Genomic DNA, 19,373 nt, shown 5'->3' with positions numbered 1-19,373 from the left:
TCTTGGACGGCCGCTCTACCACGAGAGGGCGCTCACGGCTTCGCCTCGTTCGCGATATGTCGCCATTCCCTTTGGCTCGGCTCCCTTTGAACACCGGGATGCTCACGGCTTTTCATCGCTCGCGATGGTCGCCATTGCCTTCGGCTCGGCTCCCGAGTACACGACTTCCAAATGTTTTCCTATAAACCTTTTAACCAATTTCAACTTTTCTATCAGTATAGACCTGATTTTAGGTTTTCAACATGTCTAATTATCGGTAGACATCACTGATTTCCTGACTCAACAAGAGAACGGCCACCCGGCCGTTCTCTTGTTGCAGATCTATCCTTGCTGCGACACATTCATTACTGTGCCTCTATCTTAAACTTATGCTGTCTGTCTTAATAAGCTATTCTGCGCGCAGTTCCAGCAATGCATCGCGAAGTTCAGCAGCACGCTCAAACTGCAAGTTTTTGGCTGCGTCTTTCATCTCTGCCTCTAGGCGCTGAATAAGTGACTGACGTTCCTTCTTCGACATCTTCTCGGCAGCGCCTGTAAGATAGTCTTTCTTGGATTCGGCAACTTTGGTTGCTTCAATCACATCACGCACTTTTTTACGTATCGTCTGTGGTGTAATGCCATGCTCTTCGTTATATTCAATCTGGATTGCACGACGGCGTTCCGTTTCCTTAATGGCCTTATCCATCGAATCCGTCACTTTGTCACCATACAGAATGACTCTACCTTCGCTGTTCCGCGCTGCCCGACCAATCGTTTGGATCAGTGAGCGTTCCGAGCGTAGGAAGCCTTCTTTGTCGGCATCCAAAATGGCTACCAGAGAAACTTCTGGAAGATCCAGACCTTCCCGGAGCAAGTTGATTCCGATAAGGACATGGAAAACCCCTAGCCTTAGATCACGCAGGATCGCCATACGCTCCAACGTCTTGATCTCGGAGTGCAAATAACGAACCTTGATTCCGATCTCCTTCAGATAATCTGTTAAATCCTCGGACATCTTCTTCGTTAATGTTGTGATCAGGACCCGCTCATCCTTCGCAATCCGGTCATTAATCTCACCAATCAGGTCATCAATCTGCCCCTTCGTTGGACGCAGTTCAATAATTGGATCAAGCAGACCGGTTGGACGAATGATCTGTTGTACCATCGTATCCGTATGCTCTATCTCGTAAGGACCTGGTGTCGCGGATACATAAATGATCTGATTCATCTTTTCTTCAAACTCGTCGAATTTGAGCGGACGGTTATCCAGTGCAGATGGCAGACGGAATCCGTGATCAACAAGTACAGTCTTCCGTGCTTGGTCACCGTTATACATTGCACGGATCTGTGGCAGCGTCACGTGGGACTCATCGACCACAATCAACATATCATCTGGGAAATAGTCCATCAGTGTGTAAGGTGTATCGCCTCGTTCACGGAACGTCAGTGGTCCGGAATAGTTCTCAATCCCTGAACAGAACCCGACTTCCTTCATCATCTCGATATCGTAACGTGTACGTTGCTCCAGTCGCTGAGCCTCCAGCAATTTCCCCTGTTCTCTCAGCACTTCAAGACGTTCTTCCAGTTCACGCTCAATGTTCACCAGCGCGACACGCATCGTCTCTTCTTGGGTTACGAAGTGAGATGCCGGGAAGATGGCGATATGCTCACGTTCGCCAACCAATTCTCCAGTTAACACGTCAATCTCCGTAATCTTTTCAATCTCATCACCGAACAATTCCACCCGAATCGCATGTTCACCCTTTGATGCAGGGAAAATCTCGATAACGTCACCGCGAACGCGGAACGTGCCACGCACAAAGTTAATGTCATTACGCTGATATTGAATCTCTACCAGACGAGACAAAATCTGATTGCGTGGTTTCTCCATCCCTACCCGTAGGGACAGAAGCATGCTGGAATAGGAGTGCGGCGAACCCAAACCATAGATGCAGGATACACTCGCTACAATAATGACATCCCTGCGTTCAAACAATGAACTCGTAGCCGCATGGCGCAACTTATCGATCTCTTCATTGATACTTGAATCCTTCTCGATATACGTATCAGAGGAAGGAATATAGGCTTCTGGCTGAAAGTAATCGTAGTAACTGACAAAATACTCAACCATGTTATTCGGAAAAAAGTCTTTGAACTCACTTGCAAGCTGTGCTGCCAGCGTTTTATTGTGGGCAATAATCAGTGTGGGACGTTGCAGCTTGGCAATCGTCTGTGCAATGGTGAATGTCTTACCCGTACCGGTTGCACCCAGCAGCGTCTGATATCTCTTCCCTTCCTGAACACCCTTCACCAATTCTTCAATGGCTACAGGCTGATCACCTTGGGGAGAAAACTCTGACTCGATTTCGAACGTTTTGTCGCTCATTATAATATCGCTCATTGCCGTATCTCACCCTATCGTCTAAAATAATAGTCACTATATATTGTCGAAGTTCCCCGAATTTACATATGGGAAAACTTATAGTAATAAGAATATTTGTTCCCGTTTAATTATACCTCGTCTGTGCAAGTGATGCAATCGCGAACTAAAGATAGGAGTGGGTTAATTTATGGATATTGCGACACTTATCGGCATTATTGCCGGGATTGCCGCAGTCATTAGTGGTTTCTTATGGGAAGGTGGCCAATTATCCGGTCTGATGCAAAAGACCGCTGCTCTAATTGTATTTGGTGGAACGATCGCCGCAGTTGTTGCCAGTTTCCCTGCACATCGGCTGCGTACGATTCCTGCTGCCCTCCGCATGGCCTTTGGGCGTAACAACAATGACTCAAGCCAGTGGGTTGAAGAACTTGTAGATATGTCTTCCATTGCTCGCCGCTCAGGCGTACTTGCACTGGAACGAAAAGTGATGGACCATCCGCATCCATTTTTGCAAGATGGTATTCAAATGGTTGTCGATGGCACAGATCAGGATGTAGTTCGCCAGATCATGGAGATGGAGATTGATTCCGTCGAACAAAAATATGAAGGTTATGCCAAAATTTTTGAATCAGCAGGCGGTTATGCTCCAACGATGGGTATCATTGGTACCGTGATGGGACTTATTCAGGTACTTGGCAGTCTGACCGATCCTACCGGACTCGGACCAGCAATTGCTGTTGCCTTTACCGCAACCCTTTACGGGGTCGCCAGTGCCAATCTTATCTTTTTACCCATTGCTTCTAAAATTAAATCCCGTGGAGCAGACGAAATTCAAACGATGGAAATGCTGCTCGAAGGCGTACTATCCATCCAGAACGGGGAAAACCCTCAGCTTGTGCGTAAACGGCTCGAGTCCTTTACACTTACTCACCGCCAAATTACACGTCCTGTAGTGAAGGAGGGATTGGATGAGTCGGCGCAGTAAACGGCGCGGAAAACGTGAACCTGGAGATCATCGAGATCGCTGGATGATTACCTATGCCGATCTCATTACCCTGCTACTGATCTTTTTTGTGATCATGTATGCCATGAGCAATCTGGATTCTGGTAAATACGATGTGGTTACTCAATCGTTGCAAAATACTTTCAACCAATCCAATTCCCTGCTTGATCAAGGGGAAGGCCTTGGTGGTACAGCTGGACAAGCCATTACCAAAAATCCACCTTCTCAGATTCAGGGTGAAGATCCCGGAGAAGGCGAAGGTTCTCCTTCCGGCTCCGAGACAGGTACGCCAGATGATGAAGATCAGCCACTTACGGAGCGTGAAGAGCAATTCAGATCACAGGAGCAGGAGCTGCAAAATCTGTTCAATGTGATTACCCAGTATATCGAAGACAATAAACTGGAAAATCAGATTTTTGTTGCGGACAAGCCGCAAGGCATCTCTATCACACTCAGCGACCGCTTCCTGTTTGATCAGGGAAAGGCAGCACTCAAAAGTGATGCTGCACCCACACTGAGCAAATTGGCAAGCCTGTTCCGTGATCTGAGCACGGTTGTCAGCATTGAAGGACATACGGACAACGTTCCTGTCGGAGCGAACGCAACCTATAAAGACAATTGGGAACTTTCCGGGGAACGTGCACTGTCTGTATTGCGATTTTTTCTCGACAAAGAAAAGCTTGACCCTGACGGATTTCAATATGCCGGATACGCGGATACGCGCCCAACTGGGGATAATACCACCGCAGCAGGGCGGCAAAAAAATAGACGTGTGGAAATCACCGTTTTACGTCAACTCCAGCCTTAAACTCAAACATTTCGTATGGAGCACCCTTGCTCTATTATAAAAAGCACGTTCTTACTGAATTCGATTCAGCAGAACGTGCTTTTTGTTTATACTTCTATCTCTTATTGCTAAACGACAGATCCCTTATTTTCTTCGTTGTACAGCAATGGCACACGATGTGATTACCTTCATCATACAAACGATTCACACATTACGCATCTACGCCTGGCTGGCTGGGACGAAGAATCGCAGAACCCACCGTCAGCAAAATGGCTGCCATGCCAAACAGTATCAGCAGCGGCATTGTGATATCCGACAACGTACCACCAGCAGAGATCGTTTCCACCGCTTGAATCGCCCATTTCTGCGGAACAAAATTAGCAAGTTTTTGCATGTAATCCGGCATGATCGACAGCGGCCAGAAACAGCCACCAATCATACACGTCGGTGTGATAATCAGTGAATTCAGCATGGTTGCATTTTTGGATTCACGAATCAAGCCGGCAACCGTACTCGCAATCCCCATGGAGACCAGCATAAATGCGGCCAAAATAAGAAGATGGATGCCAAATGGAATCCCCGCATCATAATGTAGCCCCCATCTGCTAATCACCAGCACCAAAACAATTTGGATCAAACCGATCGCAAAACTTCCCAAAAAATTGCCCAGTGCAATTTCATAAGCGCGGACCGGCGCCGTGTAGACTCTGGCCATCGTCCGCTTCCTGCGGTCTTCCATAATAACAGCAACTGTACTGGTCAGCAGACCCATCATGAACATAATTGTAAATCCGGTTACGTTGTTCAAACCCGGTTTTGGATAAATCTTCAGCTCAGTTGCTTCACCCGAAATTTGATGTTTACCAAGTTCAATTAACAGCTCTTTAAATTTTGCTTGGGCCAGAGCTGGATCAGGAGTCTCACCCGATGCCGCATCTGTTGCTGCCAATACTGCCGAAGCAGATTGATTCAATCCCGCCGCCAAACCTTCAACAGCAGCTCTAAGCGTATAAGAGCTTTCACTGACACGAAGTTCTACCAGCTCGATTTCAGGCTGTTTGTCTTGCAGTAAATTGTCCGTGTAATGCGCCGGGATGACGAGTCCTGAACTCCCCCTTTGCTGCGCGATGGCTTCATTAACTTCCCCAACGGTTTTCATGGGTTTGAGCAAATATTCCTCTTTGCGGCCCAGCTCATCCAAGATCCATCTGCCTGCTGCACCCTGATCCTCGTTTACATAAGGAATGACTGCACGTGTTCCCTCCTCGCTCCCAAACAGCGCAATTGTTCCTGTGACGACAAGGCAAGGAAGAAGAAAGAATGTGATGAAACCACGTTTGCGCAATATCGTGCGCCGGATCATCAGCCAGGCAATATTCAGGCTATTCATAGCGATATCCCGCCTTTCTATAGATCAGTCCCGCTGCCGCCACCATTACCGCACATACCGAACCAAGCATCATGATGCTGTACATAATCTCACTTAAGGGAGCGTTCAGCATCATCCGCAGAAAACTTTGCAAAGCCCAGTGGTTTACCGTAAATTCGCTTATTCGCTGTACAAAACCAACGGCAATGGGTGTAAATCCACCGCTAATAAATGTCATGGCAATAATGATGCCTTGAAGAGCGGCGCTTGCGGATGCCGAATTCTTGAAAAGCAGGGCAACAATCACGCCGAGAGTCATGGAAGCCAGCGTAATCAGCACACAGATTAGAACAATTAGCCAGGGATGTGTGCCCCAGTTCACACCATATAACCAATGTGTCGCCAGTACGATGATGATGGCCTGCAAGAAAGCAATTAGGCTGTTGCCTGCAATTTTCCCTGCAAAAATGACCCCATTGCCTATTGGAGCTGCCTGTAAGCGAGTTAGCGTTTTTTTGTCTCTCTCACCAAACAAGCTGTTGCTGGTGGTCATGCCCGAGTAAAGCATGAACATGGCGAGCATGGAAGCTGCATAATATTGTGAAGCACTATAAGAGGTACCCACTTCTCCGGGACTGCTGACGGCTATATATGAAGAGCTCGTTCTATTGGTCTGTGAATGCTCAGCCATTGCAGCTACTGCGTCAGGACCTAACATTTTCGCCGCAGCGACCTGTCTGTTCAATTCATCCGTGAACCGCGTAAACAAAGTCTGACCCACGACATTGAGCGTGCCATCCTTCCCCAGTATCCATTGCAAACTTGCCTCTTCCCCCTTCATGATCTGCTCTTCCAGATCCGATGGGACGATTAAGGCAAAATCTAGATCACCACGACGCAGTGCACTTATAGCCTCTTTTTCCGTAGAAATGTTCTGCACCTTCATCATCTCGGCTACCGCCGGGGATGTCACAAATGTATTTAGTGCTTTACTGATCGTATCCGAACCGGAATTCTTTTCAGTTTGAATGATCCCTACTCTCACCGGGTCAGGAATGGCTTCTTTTGCCGTTCCCATTGTACTGGAAAGTGCAGTACCCAATATAAAGATGAGCAGCAACGGCAGAATAAACAGATTCAGCAGAACCGAGCGAATTCTCAGAATCCGTCTTAACTCAAAGATGCAAATATGCCATATGTTCATCTGACATCCTCCTAGTCCCGAAGCGTACGTCCGGTCAGATTGAGGAAGAGCGTTTCCAGATCAGGCTCTTCGACCTTGAGCGATTGAATGGAGATTTCATGTTTGCTGCAAATGAAGAGCATATCCTGTAGGTCCTGCTGTGCAGAAGGCAGCGTAATGGTCAATGTATCGTCTGATACTTCTACCGCCCGCACACGGGGGTGAAGTTTCAACTCCTCCACAACGTCGTGACCAATGCCCGAAGTGGTGAGCACTATTTTTTCCTCAGATGCAACCCGTTCTCTCAGCTCTGTTTCGGTGCCACAGGCAATGATGTGCCCCTGATCCATAATCGCTACCCGATGACTGATTGCAGCAACTTCCTCCATGTAATGACTTGTATAAATAATGGTTGACCCCATCTGATTTAACGTACGGACCGACTCCAAAATATGATTCCGTGATTGCGGGTCAATGCCCACTGTTGGTTCATCCATAATGATTAAATCCGGCCGATGCATAATGGCACACGCAATGTTCAGCCTGCGTTTCATACCGCCAGAGAAAGTGGACGGGGCATCCTTCGCTTTGTCCTGCAAACCTACAAATTCGAGGGATTCCTGCACCCTTTCTTTAAGCATTTTTCCACGAAGTCCATATAGTCGGGCAAAAAAAGTGACATTCTCCGCAGCGGTCATCGTTTCGTATAGAGCCAGATCCTGTGGTACCAGCCCGATTTTGCGTTTTACTTCAAGCGGCCGCTCCTTGACTGATATGCCATCCAACCGAATTTCACCCTGATCCATATTTAAAAGACCAGCAATCATGCTAATGGTAGTACTTTTCCCAGCTCCATTGGGTCCAAGCAATCCAAAAATTTCACCTTTACCGACACTCAGATTTAAATGATCCACTGACAGCTTGCTACCGTATCGTTTCACGACGTGATCCACTTCAAGCATAGCCATAGATTATACACTCCTCTTCCGTCCAGCTTCCTGCGACTGGATTTTCATATCTGTATTGTAACGAATTGTGATCCTCTGCGAAGGTACGAAAGGTCATGAAACAAAGGTGACTTAAGTCATCTTCGGTTGGGAAAACTGCCTATGATATAATCGACATACATTACCGGAAGGTATACCTTCACTTCTAAAATAAAGGATGTCTCTGACATATGCCGATGCGGTTGCTGCAATACGGTTTACTCATAGTTCCTGCGGTCCTGTACATCCTGGTGCTACCCCTGGAACAAGAAGATAGCTATACTCTGTATATTATCATTGCGCTAGGACTCGCGGTGTGGAAAGACTTCTCCCGTTCAAGTATGCAGCTTTTGCTGCTCGCGGCCGAAATCCTCTTCAGCTGCTGGCTGATCGCTCTATATGGCCCATTTATGTTTTTCCTCTCCTTATCTGCGCTTTATGTGTACATGTACAGACTGGATAGGACCCAGCGATGGTTAATGCTCGCCATTCAGCTTATAGCCAGCAATATCGCGTTACATTGGTATTACAGCCCACCACAGGAGCTTCATGCATGGCTTACACTTCACACTAATACAGCCATTCCTTTTAGCTTTCCCCAAGAGACAATGGCTCGGGTTGCAGGTAACTTGCTCCTGCTCATCACCGCAACACTCTCTTGGCAGGGGTCTAGAAGCGCCAGCAGCCGTGGGCAGCTTGAACAGGTGTACGATGAGCTGAGAAGTAAACATTACGAGCTTCAGGAGGCACGCGAACAATTGCTGCAATTCACGAAGCAGCTTGAAGGAGCAGCACAGGTTGAGGAACGTACCCGGATATCCCGACAGCTTCATGATGATATTGGTCATCGCCTGATTCGTACTAAAATGATGTCTGAGGCAGCCCTCTTGACCCTCCCTATACATCCTGAACAGGGCACAGAAATGGTGAGACAGATTCGGGATCAATTGGCCTCCAGTATGGATGACATGCGCACCACGCTTCACAAATTGCGGCCTGACTCTTATATATCCGATGCCTATGCATTAGATCGTCTGCTTGAAGACGTTGGCCGGGAAACAGGTGTGAAAACGCGTTACGAAGTGCGTGGGCATTCACATGCACTCTATCCCAGTATGCAGATTGTCTTGTACAAAAATGCCAAAGAGGCCGTGACCAATGCACTCCGTCATGGTAATGCCACTACGATTAGTGTGGAACTGGAATTTGGGGAAAGAGAAATCTGTATGTCCATCAGCAACGATGGGAGGATCCATACCCTTTCCACCAAGGAACAAACGAAAAGAAGACATGAAGGATCTCGTGCTAAACCGGACGTAAAGGCAGAGTCTACAGGACTCGGCATGGGACTTGAAGGAATGCGCCTACGCACACAGCTGGTTGGTGGGAAACTGGAGATCAAGGCGGACTATCCCTATACAGTGATTACACACCTACCCATGGCGAACAAAGCTGAACTGATCTGAAAAAGGAAGTGATTTGCTCATGTCAGACCTGAATGAATTAAATAACTCGAGCCATTCTGTTCACCCTGAGTCCATTCGGCTGATGCTTGCGGATGATGATTCCTTTATCCGTGAAAGTCTCAAAGTCCTGCTTGGACTCGATCCCGGCATTACCGTTACAGGTACAGCTTCAAACGGCCGGGAAGCTCTGGAACTGCTGGAGTCCGGAACAATTGCCGACGTTGTACTTATGGATATTCGCATGCCAGATTGTGATGGAGTTGAAGGTACCCGAATCATTAAAACACGTTTCCCTGACGTGCGTGTACTGATGCTTACTACGTTTGATGATGATGAGTATATTATCCAGGCTTTGCAAAACGGAGCCAGCGGTTATTTGCTTAAAAATGTACCACCTGACCGGATCATTCAAGGCATCAAGACTGTACATAACGGGGATATGTTGATTCATCCCGATATTGCTCGTAAGCTCGCAAGTCTACTCCGTCCTGCTGCAGCTCCTCAGACACATGAACCCATTGACTCTTACGGACTAACCCGTATGGAAATGGCTGTTGCAGAGGCTATATCAGAAGGGCTGTCCAATAAAGAAATTGCCGCAAAACTATTTTTGAGTGAGGGCACGGTCAAAAACTATGTTACCGATATTCTTGGCAAGCTTAGTTTACGTGATCGGACTCAAATCGCCATTTTCATGTTAAAAAAGTAGCAAAAAGGGTATTTCCCTCGCCTAATTAGGCGGAGGAAATACCCTTTCGTCATTACATCTCTACAGATCTTTGCTCCCCCGCCGGGGCGGGCGGCAATGCCAGTGGAGCCTCAACATCAAGCTGATCTTTCCGACGTCGTGCGAACAATTTGAGACTTACGATATGAAACAGAGTTAGCGGACGCAAGCGGAGCGCCCAGGCTTCATGATTGTCCGGAGCCATAAGCACCCCAAGCTGGTGATGCTCACCTTCATAGATCGCCCGTTGCATGAACTTGCTCTCACCCTGATGATTACGTACCTCCAACTTACAAAAAGCCGGATTCATACGCAAAGCGCGATGTAATTGCTCAGGCGAATGCACCAATACGCCATTCACCTTGTACAAGGTCTCCCCTGCTTCAATTCCCAGTTCTTCCGCAGGACTATCAGGAATGACGCCAAGCACCTTCAAGCCGTGCTCAGGGTGTACAAACAGCGGGCTGCGGTTTTGCTCCTCAAAGCCGCTGTACCACACCAGAAACTCATGTCCAATGAAGGCAGCCAATGCTGCGACAACCATGAGTGGAGACCACCACGCAGCCAGGAGGCTGAGCACAAGTAGCCCTGTCCCATATAACAGCAATCGTTTTGCGGAAATCTGGACTTTTTTCCCGGGGAGCATACTTTGCGTAACTTCTCCAAATCCCAGCATAATCGGCAGCGCAACCAGCATGTAGCCATCCCCTCCGCTGATCAGGGCGGTCCATGGCAATTCGGCCCCGCCCGTAACTGGAACCAGAATCAGTAACGGAATCGGCCAGAAATGCTGCAACTGATAGCCTCCAACAAGCTTGCCGCGTTTACCCTCGAAGAGCAAAGGTGATGCCATGGATACCCCTTGCATACGTACCATCAGTGCTTCACCGATATGTAATACAGCTGCGAGCACAAGCAGTGCGGGCATATCCAGTGCACGTAATGCTTCAGTGACACTTCCCATCCATCCTGCCGGCTGCCAGCCCGAAGCCATATTTAAACCAAACTGCAGCACACCAAGCAAACCTGCAGCATAAGCAAAACATAAGTATCGGATACGGAATAATGCCAGGAATAACGTAGCTGCCCATATACAGATCAGGCTGCTCAGTGTAAGATGTGCCCCGAGAAACAGCGATATAACGGAGACCATTACACCGATCACAATACCTCCAAGTACTGCACGAATGGTCTGTGTGATCGAGCTTTGCAAACGAACGTGGAACAATTTACGTTCCTGTAAGAGTTGACGATGATAAACGAGAGCAATCAAGATTACCGCAATATAATAAAACGGCTGAATAAACAACTGCAACAATGCTTCTCCTAATGTGGTCAACCATGGCCAAGCCCATTCCATTGTGGACGGTCACCCCTCTCCTTCAGCCGGTTCAGAAAAAAAGAAGGCTGAAAATCAGCCTTCTTTATGGCTTCGACACTGCGGACGAAATATCCTTTGAGACATTTTCGATCGCGCGCTTCAGCTGTGCATCATATTGAGGATTGGCAATGCGTTCAATTAGAGCCGCTTCCAGTGATTCCGCGGTTTTCTCATCAATCTGGCCAGTTGCCTGAATGCCTTTTTGTTTCTGGAATGCTTTGACCGCTTCTTCTGTCTTCTGGTCATAGTATCCGTCCACACGATCCGGCTTAAAGTCAAGTCCTCTCAGCATCGTCTGCGCACTTTTCACATCCGTGCTATTGCTGTCGTATTTCAAAGGTAATTTTTCTTTGTTGATTGGTGCCACCGAGAAGTAATCTGGCTGGTTCACAGCGATATCGGGTTTGATCCCTTTTTCATGAATCCAGTCTCCGTTCGGAGTCAGCCATTTCGCGATGGTGATTTTCAGCAGGCTGCCATCACCCATTTGCTTGTCATAACTCGTCTGTACGGTTCCTTTACCAAAGGAGTTTTCCCCAACCAGCGTTGCGCCTGCCGACTGTTGCAATGCACCAGCCAAAATTTCCGATGCACTCGCGCTTCCTTTGTTCATCAATACCGTAATTGGGTACGATTTACCTGATCCGTTCGATTTGCTTTGTTCCTTCTTACCGTTCTTGTCTTCGACTTGAACAATAACTTTGCCTTTCGGAACAAATTGCTCTGCAATATCAATAACGACCTGTAAAACACCACCCGGGTCATTACGAACATCAATGATCAAGCCCTTCATGTTCTGCTTCTCCAGCTTCGCCAGTTCTTCCTTAAAGCGATCTCCTGTGTTCAGCGAGAATTGGGTGATTGTAATCACACCAACACCGTTATCCTCCATGTGGGCGTACACCGTCTCCAGATCAATGTCATCACGCACAATGACAAATTCAATCAGCTCGGAAGATCCAGCACGTTTAACCTGTACCTTCGCTTCACTGCCTTTTGGACCTCTGATTTTGTTAACGGCTTTGTTCAGTTCCAACCCTTGAAGGGATTCACCGTTCACGGACATGATCATGTCTTTCGCGCGAATACCCGCTTTCTCGGCAGGCGATCCTTTGATCGGTGATACCACTACCACATTTCCATCCTGTGAGGATACCTCTGCGCCGATTCCGGTAAATGAACCTTCAATCGACTCCTCGAACTGGGCTGCTGTTTCCTGCCCCATATAGTTGGAGTACGGATCACCAAGGGATTCCATCATGCCGTTGATCGCCCCATCAATCAGTTTGGTTCGATCCACGTCTTTATAGTAGTTGCTTGAGATCAAATCCATCGCGGTTTCAATCTTCTTCAAATCGTTCTTCTGCTGCGAACTGCCTGTAACGCTGGCGAGCAATCCTTCACCAGGTGTCGTTTGTGCCAGACCAGGTGAACTCATCAGCACCAGCGTAAGCAGGCTGCCTCCGAGAAGGGCTACAATGACAAGCAGCAGGGCCGATCTTTTCTTCATCATCCGTTTGTCACCGCCTTTAGTATTGAAGCGTGTCAAATTCAATTGCTCCGTTGAAACATTCCCTGAACATGCCAGCTTAGTATATGCCTAGCTTGTACGGAATATGTTTGTTCCATTCCAACTGTTGGCTAAAAACTACAAATAGTTAAATGGATTCACTGCTGTTCCATTATCACGTACTTCAAAATGCAAATGCGGTCCAGTGGAGTTGCCTGTACTGCCTGATTCAGCAATTATATCGCCACGGCTTACCGTGTCACCCTTGCTAACCTTAAATCCGCCTTCACGTAAATGACCGTATAGCGTCCATAATCCGCCTCCGTGGTCAACAATGACGGTGTAACCATATCCACTATACCATTCAGCCATGATGACGATCCCGCCTGAGGCAGCATGAACGGACGTTCCTTGAGCAACAGCAAAGTCTACACCTGCATGCATTTTACCTACTTCACCCGTGATCGGGTGAATACGAGGTCCAAAACCGGAAGATACACGCGCACCTGATACTGGCATACCAAAGATGCCGTTACCACTGGAGTATGACGTGCTACTGCTACTGCTGCTGCTGCTGTTGGAGCTAACCTTGGTCGCCGCCTTCGCAGCTGCCGCGGCACGTGCAGCTGCTGCTGCTTTTGCTTTGGCTGCTGCTGCCGCTTGCTGCTCACGCAATTTATTTTTCTCTTGCAGAAGGGCCGAACGTTTGCTGGCAATCTGCATCAATACGTCTTCCTGTTCTTGCGTCAGCTCTTCCGACTCTTCAATCTTAGCATCATAAGAAGCGAGAAGCACTTGCTTCTCCTGTTCCTTCTCATTCAATTGGGACTTACGCTGTTTCTTCTGCGCATACAGACTCTTGGCTTCTGCATATTGCACATCTAGTTCTGCTTTTTTGTCCACGACGAGCTGCTTGTCTTTTTTGTGTTCATCCAGCAAATGCTGATCCTGATCCACAATCGTTTTCAGTGAATCGGCACGAGTCAAGAAATCAGAGAAGCTTGTGGAAGTTAACAACACATCGAGATAAGAAACGGCACCGTCTGTATACATCAGCCGTACACGTGATTCAAGTAATTTCTCTCTTGCAACGATACGTTCTTCTGCGGCTTGCAGATCTTTTTTCGTTGTCCGAAGATCTTCTTCTGTATTCTCAATCTGCAAGGATACGTTTGCCAGCTCATCACTAACCACATTGATCTGCTCCATGACGACTTTCAAATAAGCATTGGTCTTGTTCTTGTAATGCTGGGCTTCCTTTTTATTGCTGGCAGCTTTTTGCTGCTCCTTTTTGGCCGAAGCCGCTTTGTTCTCCAGTTGCTGAATCTGCTGATCAATGTCGCTAATGCTACTCTTGGCATATCCGTCAGAAGGTTGAAGCGTCAAACTGGCCAATAACGTTAGAGCCAGCAGCGAAGCTGTTTTTTTCAAAATGTGATCCCCCATCCTATGAATTCACAAGAAAGCAACCTGCACAGGTGGTGAACAGCATGTTCTTTGCTTTCTTTACACTAAAGACTCCGTCTTTACTACATATCGTCAAACAGTGTTCAGTTGTGAACCTGCTTTGCCATTCTTTTTCGATTAAACGTTAAGAGATTTGCGGATGGACAATGTGCTTCCCAAAATACCAACCAGCACACCGAGTCCGATCAACAGTGTTCCAAACAGCAACCAAATATCACCGAGTGGAATCAAATTAAGCATCTGCATAAATACATCCTGACCAATCGTGGCCATCAGGCGGCTGTAACCGAAGAACAGTACTGCTACCGTAATCGCCGAACCGATCAATCCAATCAATGCCCCTTCGACAAAGAAAGGCCAACGAATGAACGTGTTGGTTGCACCAACCAGTTTCATAATACCGATCTCCCGGCGCCGGGCCAGAATCGTTACGCGAATCGTATTCGAGATCAGGAACATGGACATTAACCCCAGTCCCCCAACAAAAATAAATCCGATATTCCGGACAAGCTTCGTAAATTTGAACAATACTTCCACCGTTTCCTTGCCGTAGTTCACTTTCATGATCGGCTTCTCCGGGTGTTTATCGTTCAATGCTTCGATTTTTTGCGCCACAAAAGTGACGGTTTCCGGTTCAATGACCTCTACTTCAATGGTCTCCGGCAGTGGATTGTTATCCACATCGAAACCGCTCAGCACATTGTCTGCACTTTCTCCGAGACGTTCACGGAACTCCTTGAGTCCCTCTTCTTTGGAAACAAAACGAATTTCACTGACTTCAGGCATCGCACTGATTTCCTGCTCCAGCGTGTTACGCAGGTTCTCATCCACGTTCAGCTCAAGAAACGTACTGATCTCGACCTGACTGTCCACCTGGTTGGCCATGGAATTCACATTAAGCACCAGCAGCATGAACACGCCCAGAATGAGCAATGACACGATAATGGACATGATGGAGGCCACGGACATCCAGCCGTTGCGGAATACGTTTTTGAATCCCTCCCGTAAATGGCGCAAGAGAGTACTAAAATTCATAACCGTATTCCCCTCTCATCTGATCCCGTACAATCTGTCCCCGTTCAATCGCAATAACCCGTTTACGCATCGTATTGACGATATCCTTGTTGTGGGTCGCCATAACAATAGTGGTTCCGCGGAAATTAATTTCATCCAGCAGCTGCATAATGCCCCATGACGTCTCCGGATCAAGGTTACCCGTAGGCTCGTCCGCAATAATAACAGACGGATTGTTCACGATGGCACGTGCGATGGCAATACGCTGCTGTTCCCCACCCGACAACTGTGAAGGTTCACGATTCGCCTTGCTGCGCAATCCAACCAGATCAAGCACTTCCATCACTCGTTTCTTAATGTGACGCTTCGGTGCTTCAATAACTTCCATGGCAAATGCCACATTCTCAAATGCCGTCATGCGTGGCAGCAACCTGAAATCCTGGAACACAACGCCGATATTCCGGCGTACGTAAGGAATTTTGCGTGGCTTTAACTTTCCGATATTAAATCCGTTAATGGATATTTGTCCTTTGGTCGGAACTTCTTCCCTGTACATCAATTTCATAAATGTCGATTTGCCTGCGCCGGACGGACCGACGATATAGACAAATTCATTGCGGTCGATCTTCACCGACACCCCTTGTAATGCGTGGGTACCATTGGCGTAGGTCTTCCACACGTCCTGCATTTCTATCACATCATCACTTCCCGTTGCATAGTTAGCCATTATCATTTCGACACAATCCCGGCATTTCCTTTAAAAAGACCTGAATTTCATCAGGGAAAATCCATTTCACCCCTTTTTCGATGGTGAAGCATGGATTCATATGAATTTTATTGTAACAAATTTGTTACCTATTGAGTACCCGAAAGTTTTCCATCATTGGATCATATATATGGAAAGTGTTACGAAATGCGGAACAACAGAAGTACAAAGGAGCGTTCGGATATGAAAAAAATACATTTGATGGTCATTGCACTGTTCTCCATCCTTTTAATCGGTTCCGCGTCCTATGGATTGCTGTATATGTACGTGAACCAACCCGCGCTACCAGAAGGTGTACGTGTTGGGGAGTGGTCGGTTGAGGGCGTGAATCGCAAGGAAGTTCTACCAGCACTGGATGAACGATTAAAACAAATGGAAGCATGGCCGATCACCCTTGAAATTGACGATCCTACACCAAAAACATTGATGTTCACCGCCGCCCAGACAGGCGCCAGCTACAGTGCTGACGACTTCCGGACAGCTGTGCAGCAACTGGATGAAGGCAATCTGTGGGAGCGCGCTTATGCCCGATATCACTTCATTAAGGAGTGGTCCCTCAAGCTGACGTATAATTCAAAATCACTGAGAGAGCATCTTACCCCTGCCTGGGAAAAGGAAACCTTCGGTACACCCGCGAACGCTGTTCGCCGCATTACCGCAAGTGACAAGGTCCAGTACATCCCGGAAAAAGGCGTCCGCCGGATCGCCTGGGATGAACTCGCGAGCCTGATGCAGGCTAAACTGCACCGGGATTTCACTCCACTGGACCATGATGCAAAGCCAAACCCGCTGTTGATTCAGCTGCCGTTGTATACGCTGCAACCCGAAGTGACTCTCGATTCGCTGCGCCAAGAGGGAATTGACCGAAAGATCATTCAGTTCTCCACTGGCCTTGGAAACAGCAGTGCAGGCCGGATACATAACGTCAGCGCAGCAGCGCAAGCCGTTAACGGCATGATTTTGCCGCCAAATGGTACTTTTGATTATGAGAAGGTCATTAAGAAGGCCGAGGAAGACTATGGTTTCCGGGAAGCCCCGGTTATCGTGAATGGGCAACTGACCCCCGGTATTGGGGGCGGTATCTGCCAGGTATCGAGTACGGTTTACAATGCAGCCTTGTTGACCGGACTGGACATCGTAGAACGCCGCAACCACTCCTTGCCCGTCAAATATTTGCCGAAGGGACTGGATGCCACGTTTGCCTCAGGTTCCATCAATTTTCGGTTCAAAAACAATACTGGCAAGTCCCTGCTCATTCATGCCAAAGTGGAAGGTGGAAGCTTAACGGTCAAATTTTTCGGCACCTTCCCGGAGAACGTCAGTTATGCACTGGAATCCCGTACAATTGAGACATTAAGTGCTCCCGTGAAATATGTATCGAGCAACGTACTGCCTGACGGTGCTCAGCAGGTGCTCCAGAACGGTCAACCTGGATATATTGTAGAGACGATGCGCACCAAGAAGGTGGATGGTAAAATCGTCGAATCCAAGACCATTACACGTGACACATACAAAGCCCAGAATCGCCTGATTGCCCGCTCTGGTCATACTAACCTGCCTGATCCCAAGGAGCCTTCTGTCGTAGAAGATGGCATCAGCGACACGAAACAGCCTTAATCTTACTATCACATGCGTGCACATGGATAGGCTCCACTCAGCAAACGTAATAACAAATAGAAAAAGACACATCTCCTATTCCCCATTCTGGGTCCCTTGAGAGATGTGTCTTTGGTTTATTTTACAGATACATATTAGGTTTGATTAGACTGATACCTTTAATGTCCGCCTGTGTACTCTTTCTGCTCCTCGCCGATAACCATCTTCTCATTACCCATAAAGAAAGCAGCAATCAACGCGAGTGCAGCCGGGATCGCAGCCCAGGCAAAGAGCTGCACGATGGATGAAGACAACGCATGCGTAATGGTGTCCAGAACCTGAGGCGGAATCGCCTTTCTCAGCTCTGGCGACAGCAGCGCATGTGGATCGCTCAGATCCACTCCCTGAGGCATACCGCCTGCAGGAGCACCAGCGCCACCCGCTTCTGCCGCTGATCCGGCGAGGGCATCATTCATTTTACGCGTAAATACCTGGCTCTGCACGATACCAAAAATCGTAATGCCCATCGTCATCCCAAGCGAACGCAGGAAGTTAAGTGTGGAGCTTGCTGCTCCGCGTCTTTGCGGTTCAAACGCGTTCATGGCTGCATTGCTGAGTACCGAGAATGACGCCCCGACACCGAGTCCAATCATCACCATGAATATACGTATCGTCCATAGAGACGAAGTTTCATCCAGCGTTGTCAGCAATCCAAGACCAACCACCAGCAACGCCAGCGTAGGAATCATAATGTTGCGATATTTGATTTTGGTCATCAGTACCCCACCCATGGAAGCCGTCACAACGGACCCCAGCATCATGGGCAATAATACGAGACCAGAATTGGTCGCTTTGCCACCGAGTACCCCCTGGATGAAGATTGGAATATACACGGATGCGGTAATAAACGCCGCACCACTGAACATGCCAATAACGTTACTGGACCAGTACACCCGGTTGCGGAACATGCCGAAGGAGATAATGGGTTCCTTGGCTCTCGTTTCTGCAAACAGGAAGAGCAATGCTAGCACCACGAATCCGGCAAACAAACCGAGGATCTGCCACGAGCCCCAAGCATACGTTTTGCCGCCCAGTTCAAGCCCAAATATGAGACAGACTACCGCACCAATCAGTGTGATTGCACCAAGCCAGTCAATCTGTTGGGATTGATGCTGATGGGATTCTTTGTAGAAAAATGCAATAAACACAAACGCGATCAGACCAAGCGGCAGGTTGATATAAAATACCCATTCCCATGTCGCATACTGCGTGATGTAAGCACCCAGTAGTGGACCAAATACGCTGGATAAACCAAACACGGCTCCGAACAAACCGCCCAATTTACCCCGTGATTCCGGTGCGACCACATCAAACATGATTGTAAAGGCAATCGGCACCAATGCACCCGCACCAATACCCTGAATAGCTCTGTACATCGTCAGCTCAACGATTGATGTTGCCGTTCCACATAATGCAGATCCGAGCATAAATACCAGTATTCCGAAAACAAAAAACTTTTTCCGTCCGTACATGTCGGATAACTTACCGAAGATTGGCATACCCGCCATCTCGGCCACCATGTAAGCGGAGGTCACCCAGACGAACTTGTCGAGCCCACCCAGCTTCCCGACAATATCGCCCATAGCTGTTGCCACGATGGTATTGTCCATCGAAGCCATCAGTATGCTTAGCAGTAACCCTGCCAGCACCAATCCAATATTATTTTTACGTGTAGCCATTCTACTCAATCTCTCCC

At 47.9% G+C, this 19,373-nt stretch carries 15 protein-coding genes; 5 read left to right on the top strand and 10 right to left on the bottom strand.

Annotation, left to right across the window (positions count from 1 at the left end; all coding sequences use genetic code 11):
• Positions 1 to 388 precede the first annotated feature (388 nt).
• Positions 389 to 2,380, bottom strand: a complete 1,992-nt coding sequence (gene uvrB, locus CS562_RS30445) for an excinuclease ABC subunit UvrB (RefSeq protein WP_076287651.1) — start codon at positions 2,378 to 2,380, stop codon at positions 389 to 391.
• Positions 2,381 to 2,549: 169 nt separating this feature from the next.
• Between uvrB and CS562_RS30440 the strand changes: the two genes are divergently transcribed.
• Both CS562_RS30440 and CS562_RS30435 read left to right on the top strand, forming a co-directional pair.
• Positions 2,550 to 3,347: a flagellar motor protein gene (locus CS562_RS30440; protein WP_072733566.1), complete on the top strand. Its 798-nt coding sequence runs from the start codon at positions 2,550 to 2,552 to the stop codon at positions 3,345 to 3,347.
• Positions 3,331 to 4,173, top strand: coding sequence for a flagellar motor protein MotB (locus CS562_RS30435; RefSeq protein WP_099859229.1), 843 nt, complete (start codon positions 3,331 to 3,333; stop codon positions 4,171 to 4,173). Before CS562_RS30440 ends, CS562_RS30435 begins: the two co-directional genes overlap by 17 nt.
• A gap of 190 nt (positions 4,174 to 4,363) precedes the next feature.
• Here the strand turns inward: CS562_RS30435 and CS562_RS30430 are convergent, their stop codons facing one another.
• From CS562_RS30430 to CS562_RS30420, 3 genes are read right to left on the bottom strand one after another with little or no spacing between them, the layout of a single operon-like run.
• Positions 4,364 to 5,542, bottom strand: coding sequence for an ABC transporter permease (locus CS562_RS30430; RefSeq protein WP_099859228.1), 1,179 nt, complete (start codon positions 5,540 to 5,542; stop codon positions 4,364 to 4,366).
• Entirely contained in the window at positions 5,535 to 6,725 is a 1,191-nt protein-coding gene (locus CS562_RS30425) for an ABC transporter permease (RefSeq protein ID WP_099859227.1), read from the bottom strand. Before CS562_RS30425 ends, CS562_RS30430 begins: the two co-directional genes overlap by 8 nt.
• Before the next feature lie 11 nt (positions 6,726 to 6,736).
• The gene (locus tag CS562_RS30420; protein WP_099859226.1) at positions 6,737 to 7,672 is read right to left on the bottom strand and encodes an ABC transporter ATP-binding protein; all 936 of its coding nucleotides are present in this window, start codon (positions 7,670 to 7,672) and stop codon (positions 6,737 to 6,739) included.
• A gap of 209 nt (positions 7,673 to 7,881) precedes the next feature.
• Here CS562_RS30420 and CS562_RS30415 point away from each other — a divergent pair, with 209 nt between their 5' ends.
• Together CS562_RS30415 and CS562_RS30410 are read left to right on the top strand one after the other, a co-directional pair.
• A complete protein-coding gene (locus CS562_RS30415) occupies positions 7,882 to 9,156 on the top strand; it encodes a sensor histidine kinase (protein ID WP_099859225.1) in 1,275 nt (424 codons plus the stop codon).
• A gap of 19 nt (positions 9,157 to 9,175) precedes the next feature.
• Positions 9,176 to 9,865: a response regulator gene (locus CS562_RS30410; protein ID WP_099859224.1), complete on the top strand. Its 690-nt coding sequence runs from the start codon at positions 9,176 to 9,178 to the stop codon at positions 9,863 to 9,865.
• Between the two features lie 52 nt (positions 9,866 to 9,917).
• Here CS562_RS30410 and CS562_RS30405 read toward each other — a convergent pair whose 3' ends face one another.
• The 5 genes from CS562_RS30405 to ftsE form a co-directional block, all read right to left on the bottom strand.
• On the bottom strand, positions 9,918 to 11,243 hold the full coding sequence (locus tag CS562_RS30405) for a PDZ domain-containing protein (protein WP_099859223.1): 1,326 nt from the start codon (positions 11,241 to 11,243) through the stop codon (positions 9,918 to 9,920).
• Positions 11,244 to 11,307: 64 nt separating this feature from the next.
• Positions 11,308 to 12,777 carry a S41 family peptidase gene (locus CS562_RS30400; protein ID WP_076287642.1) on the bottom strand — a complete coding sequence of 490 codons (1,470 nt, stop codon included), beginning with the start codon at positions 12,775 to 12,777 and terminating at the stop codon, positions 11,308 to 11,310.
• A gap of 135 nt (positions 12,778 to 12,912) precedes the next feature.
• Complete coding sequence (locus tag CS562_RS30395) at positions 12,913 to 14,205, bottom strand: murein hydrolase activator EnvC family protein (RefSeq protein ID WP_099859222.1); 1,293 nt, start codon at positions 14,203 to 14,205, stop codon at positions 12,913 to 12,915.
• Positions 14,206 to 14,358: 153 nt separating this feature from the next.
• A complete protein-coding gene (ftsX, locus tag CS562_RS30390; protein ID WP_063567509.1) occupies positions 14,359 to 15,276 on the bottom strand; it encodes a permease-like cell division protein FtsX in 918 nt (305 codons plus the stop codon).
• Positions 15,266 to 15,952, bottom strand: coding sequence for a cell division ATP-binding protein FtsE (ftsE, locus tag CS562_RS30385; protein ID WP_024631580.1), 687 nt, complete (start codon positions 15,950 to 15,952; stop codon positions 15,266 to 15,268). The genes ftsX and ftsE overlap by 11 nt, the downstream gene beginning before the upstream one ends.
• A 252-nt stretch (positions 15,953 to 16,204) precedes the next feature.
• On the opposite strand from ftsE, the gene CS562_RS30380 reads away from it, so the two are divergent.
• On the top strand, positions 16,205 to 17,638 hold the full coding sequence (locus CS562_RS30380; protein ID WP_099859221.1) for a VanW family protein: 1,434 nt from the start codon (positions 16,205 to 16,207) through the stop codon (positions 17,636 to 17,638).
• A gap of 158 nt (positions 17,639 to 17,796) precedes the next feature.
• Here the strand turns inward: CS562_RS30380 and CS562_RS30375 are convergent, their stop codons facing one another.
• Positions 17,797 to 19,356 carry an MDR family MFS transporter gene (locus CS562_RS30375; protein WP_076287639.1) on the bottom strand — a complete coding sequence of 520 codons (1,560 nt, stop codon included), beginning with the start codon at positions 19,354 to 19,356 and terminating at the stop codon, positions 17,797 to 17,799.
• Positions 19,357 to 19,373: the final 17 nt, after the last annotated feature.

It is taken from the genome of Paenibacillus sp. LK1, from assembly GCF_002750415.1.
Taxonomy (GTDB): domain Bacteria; phylum Bacillota; class Bacilli; order Paenibacillales; family Paenibacillaceae; genus Paenibacillus; species Paenibacillus taichungensis.
The sequence above is the reverse complement of the archived record's forward strand: the minus strand, read 5'-3'. Positions and strand labels throughout refer to the sequence as shown.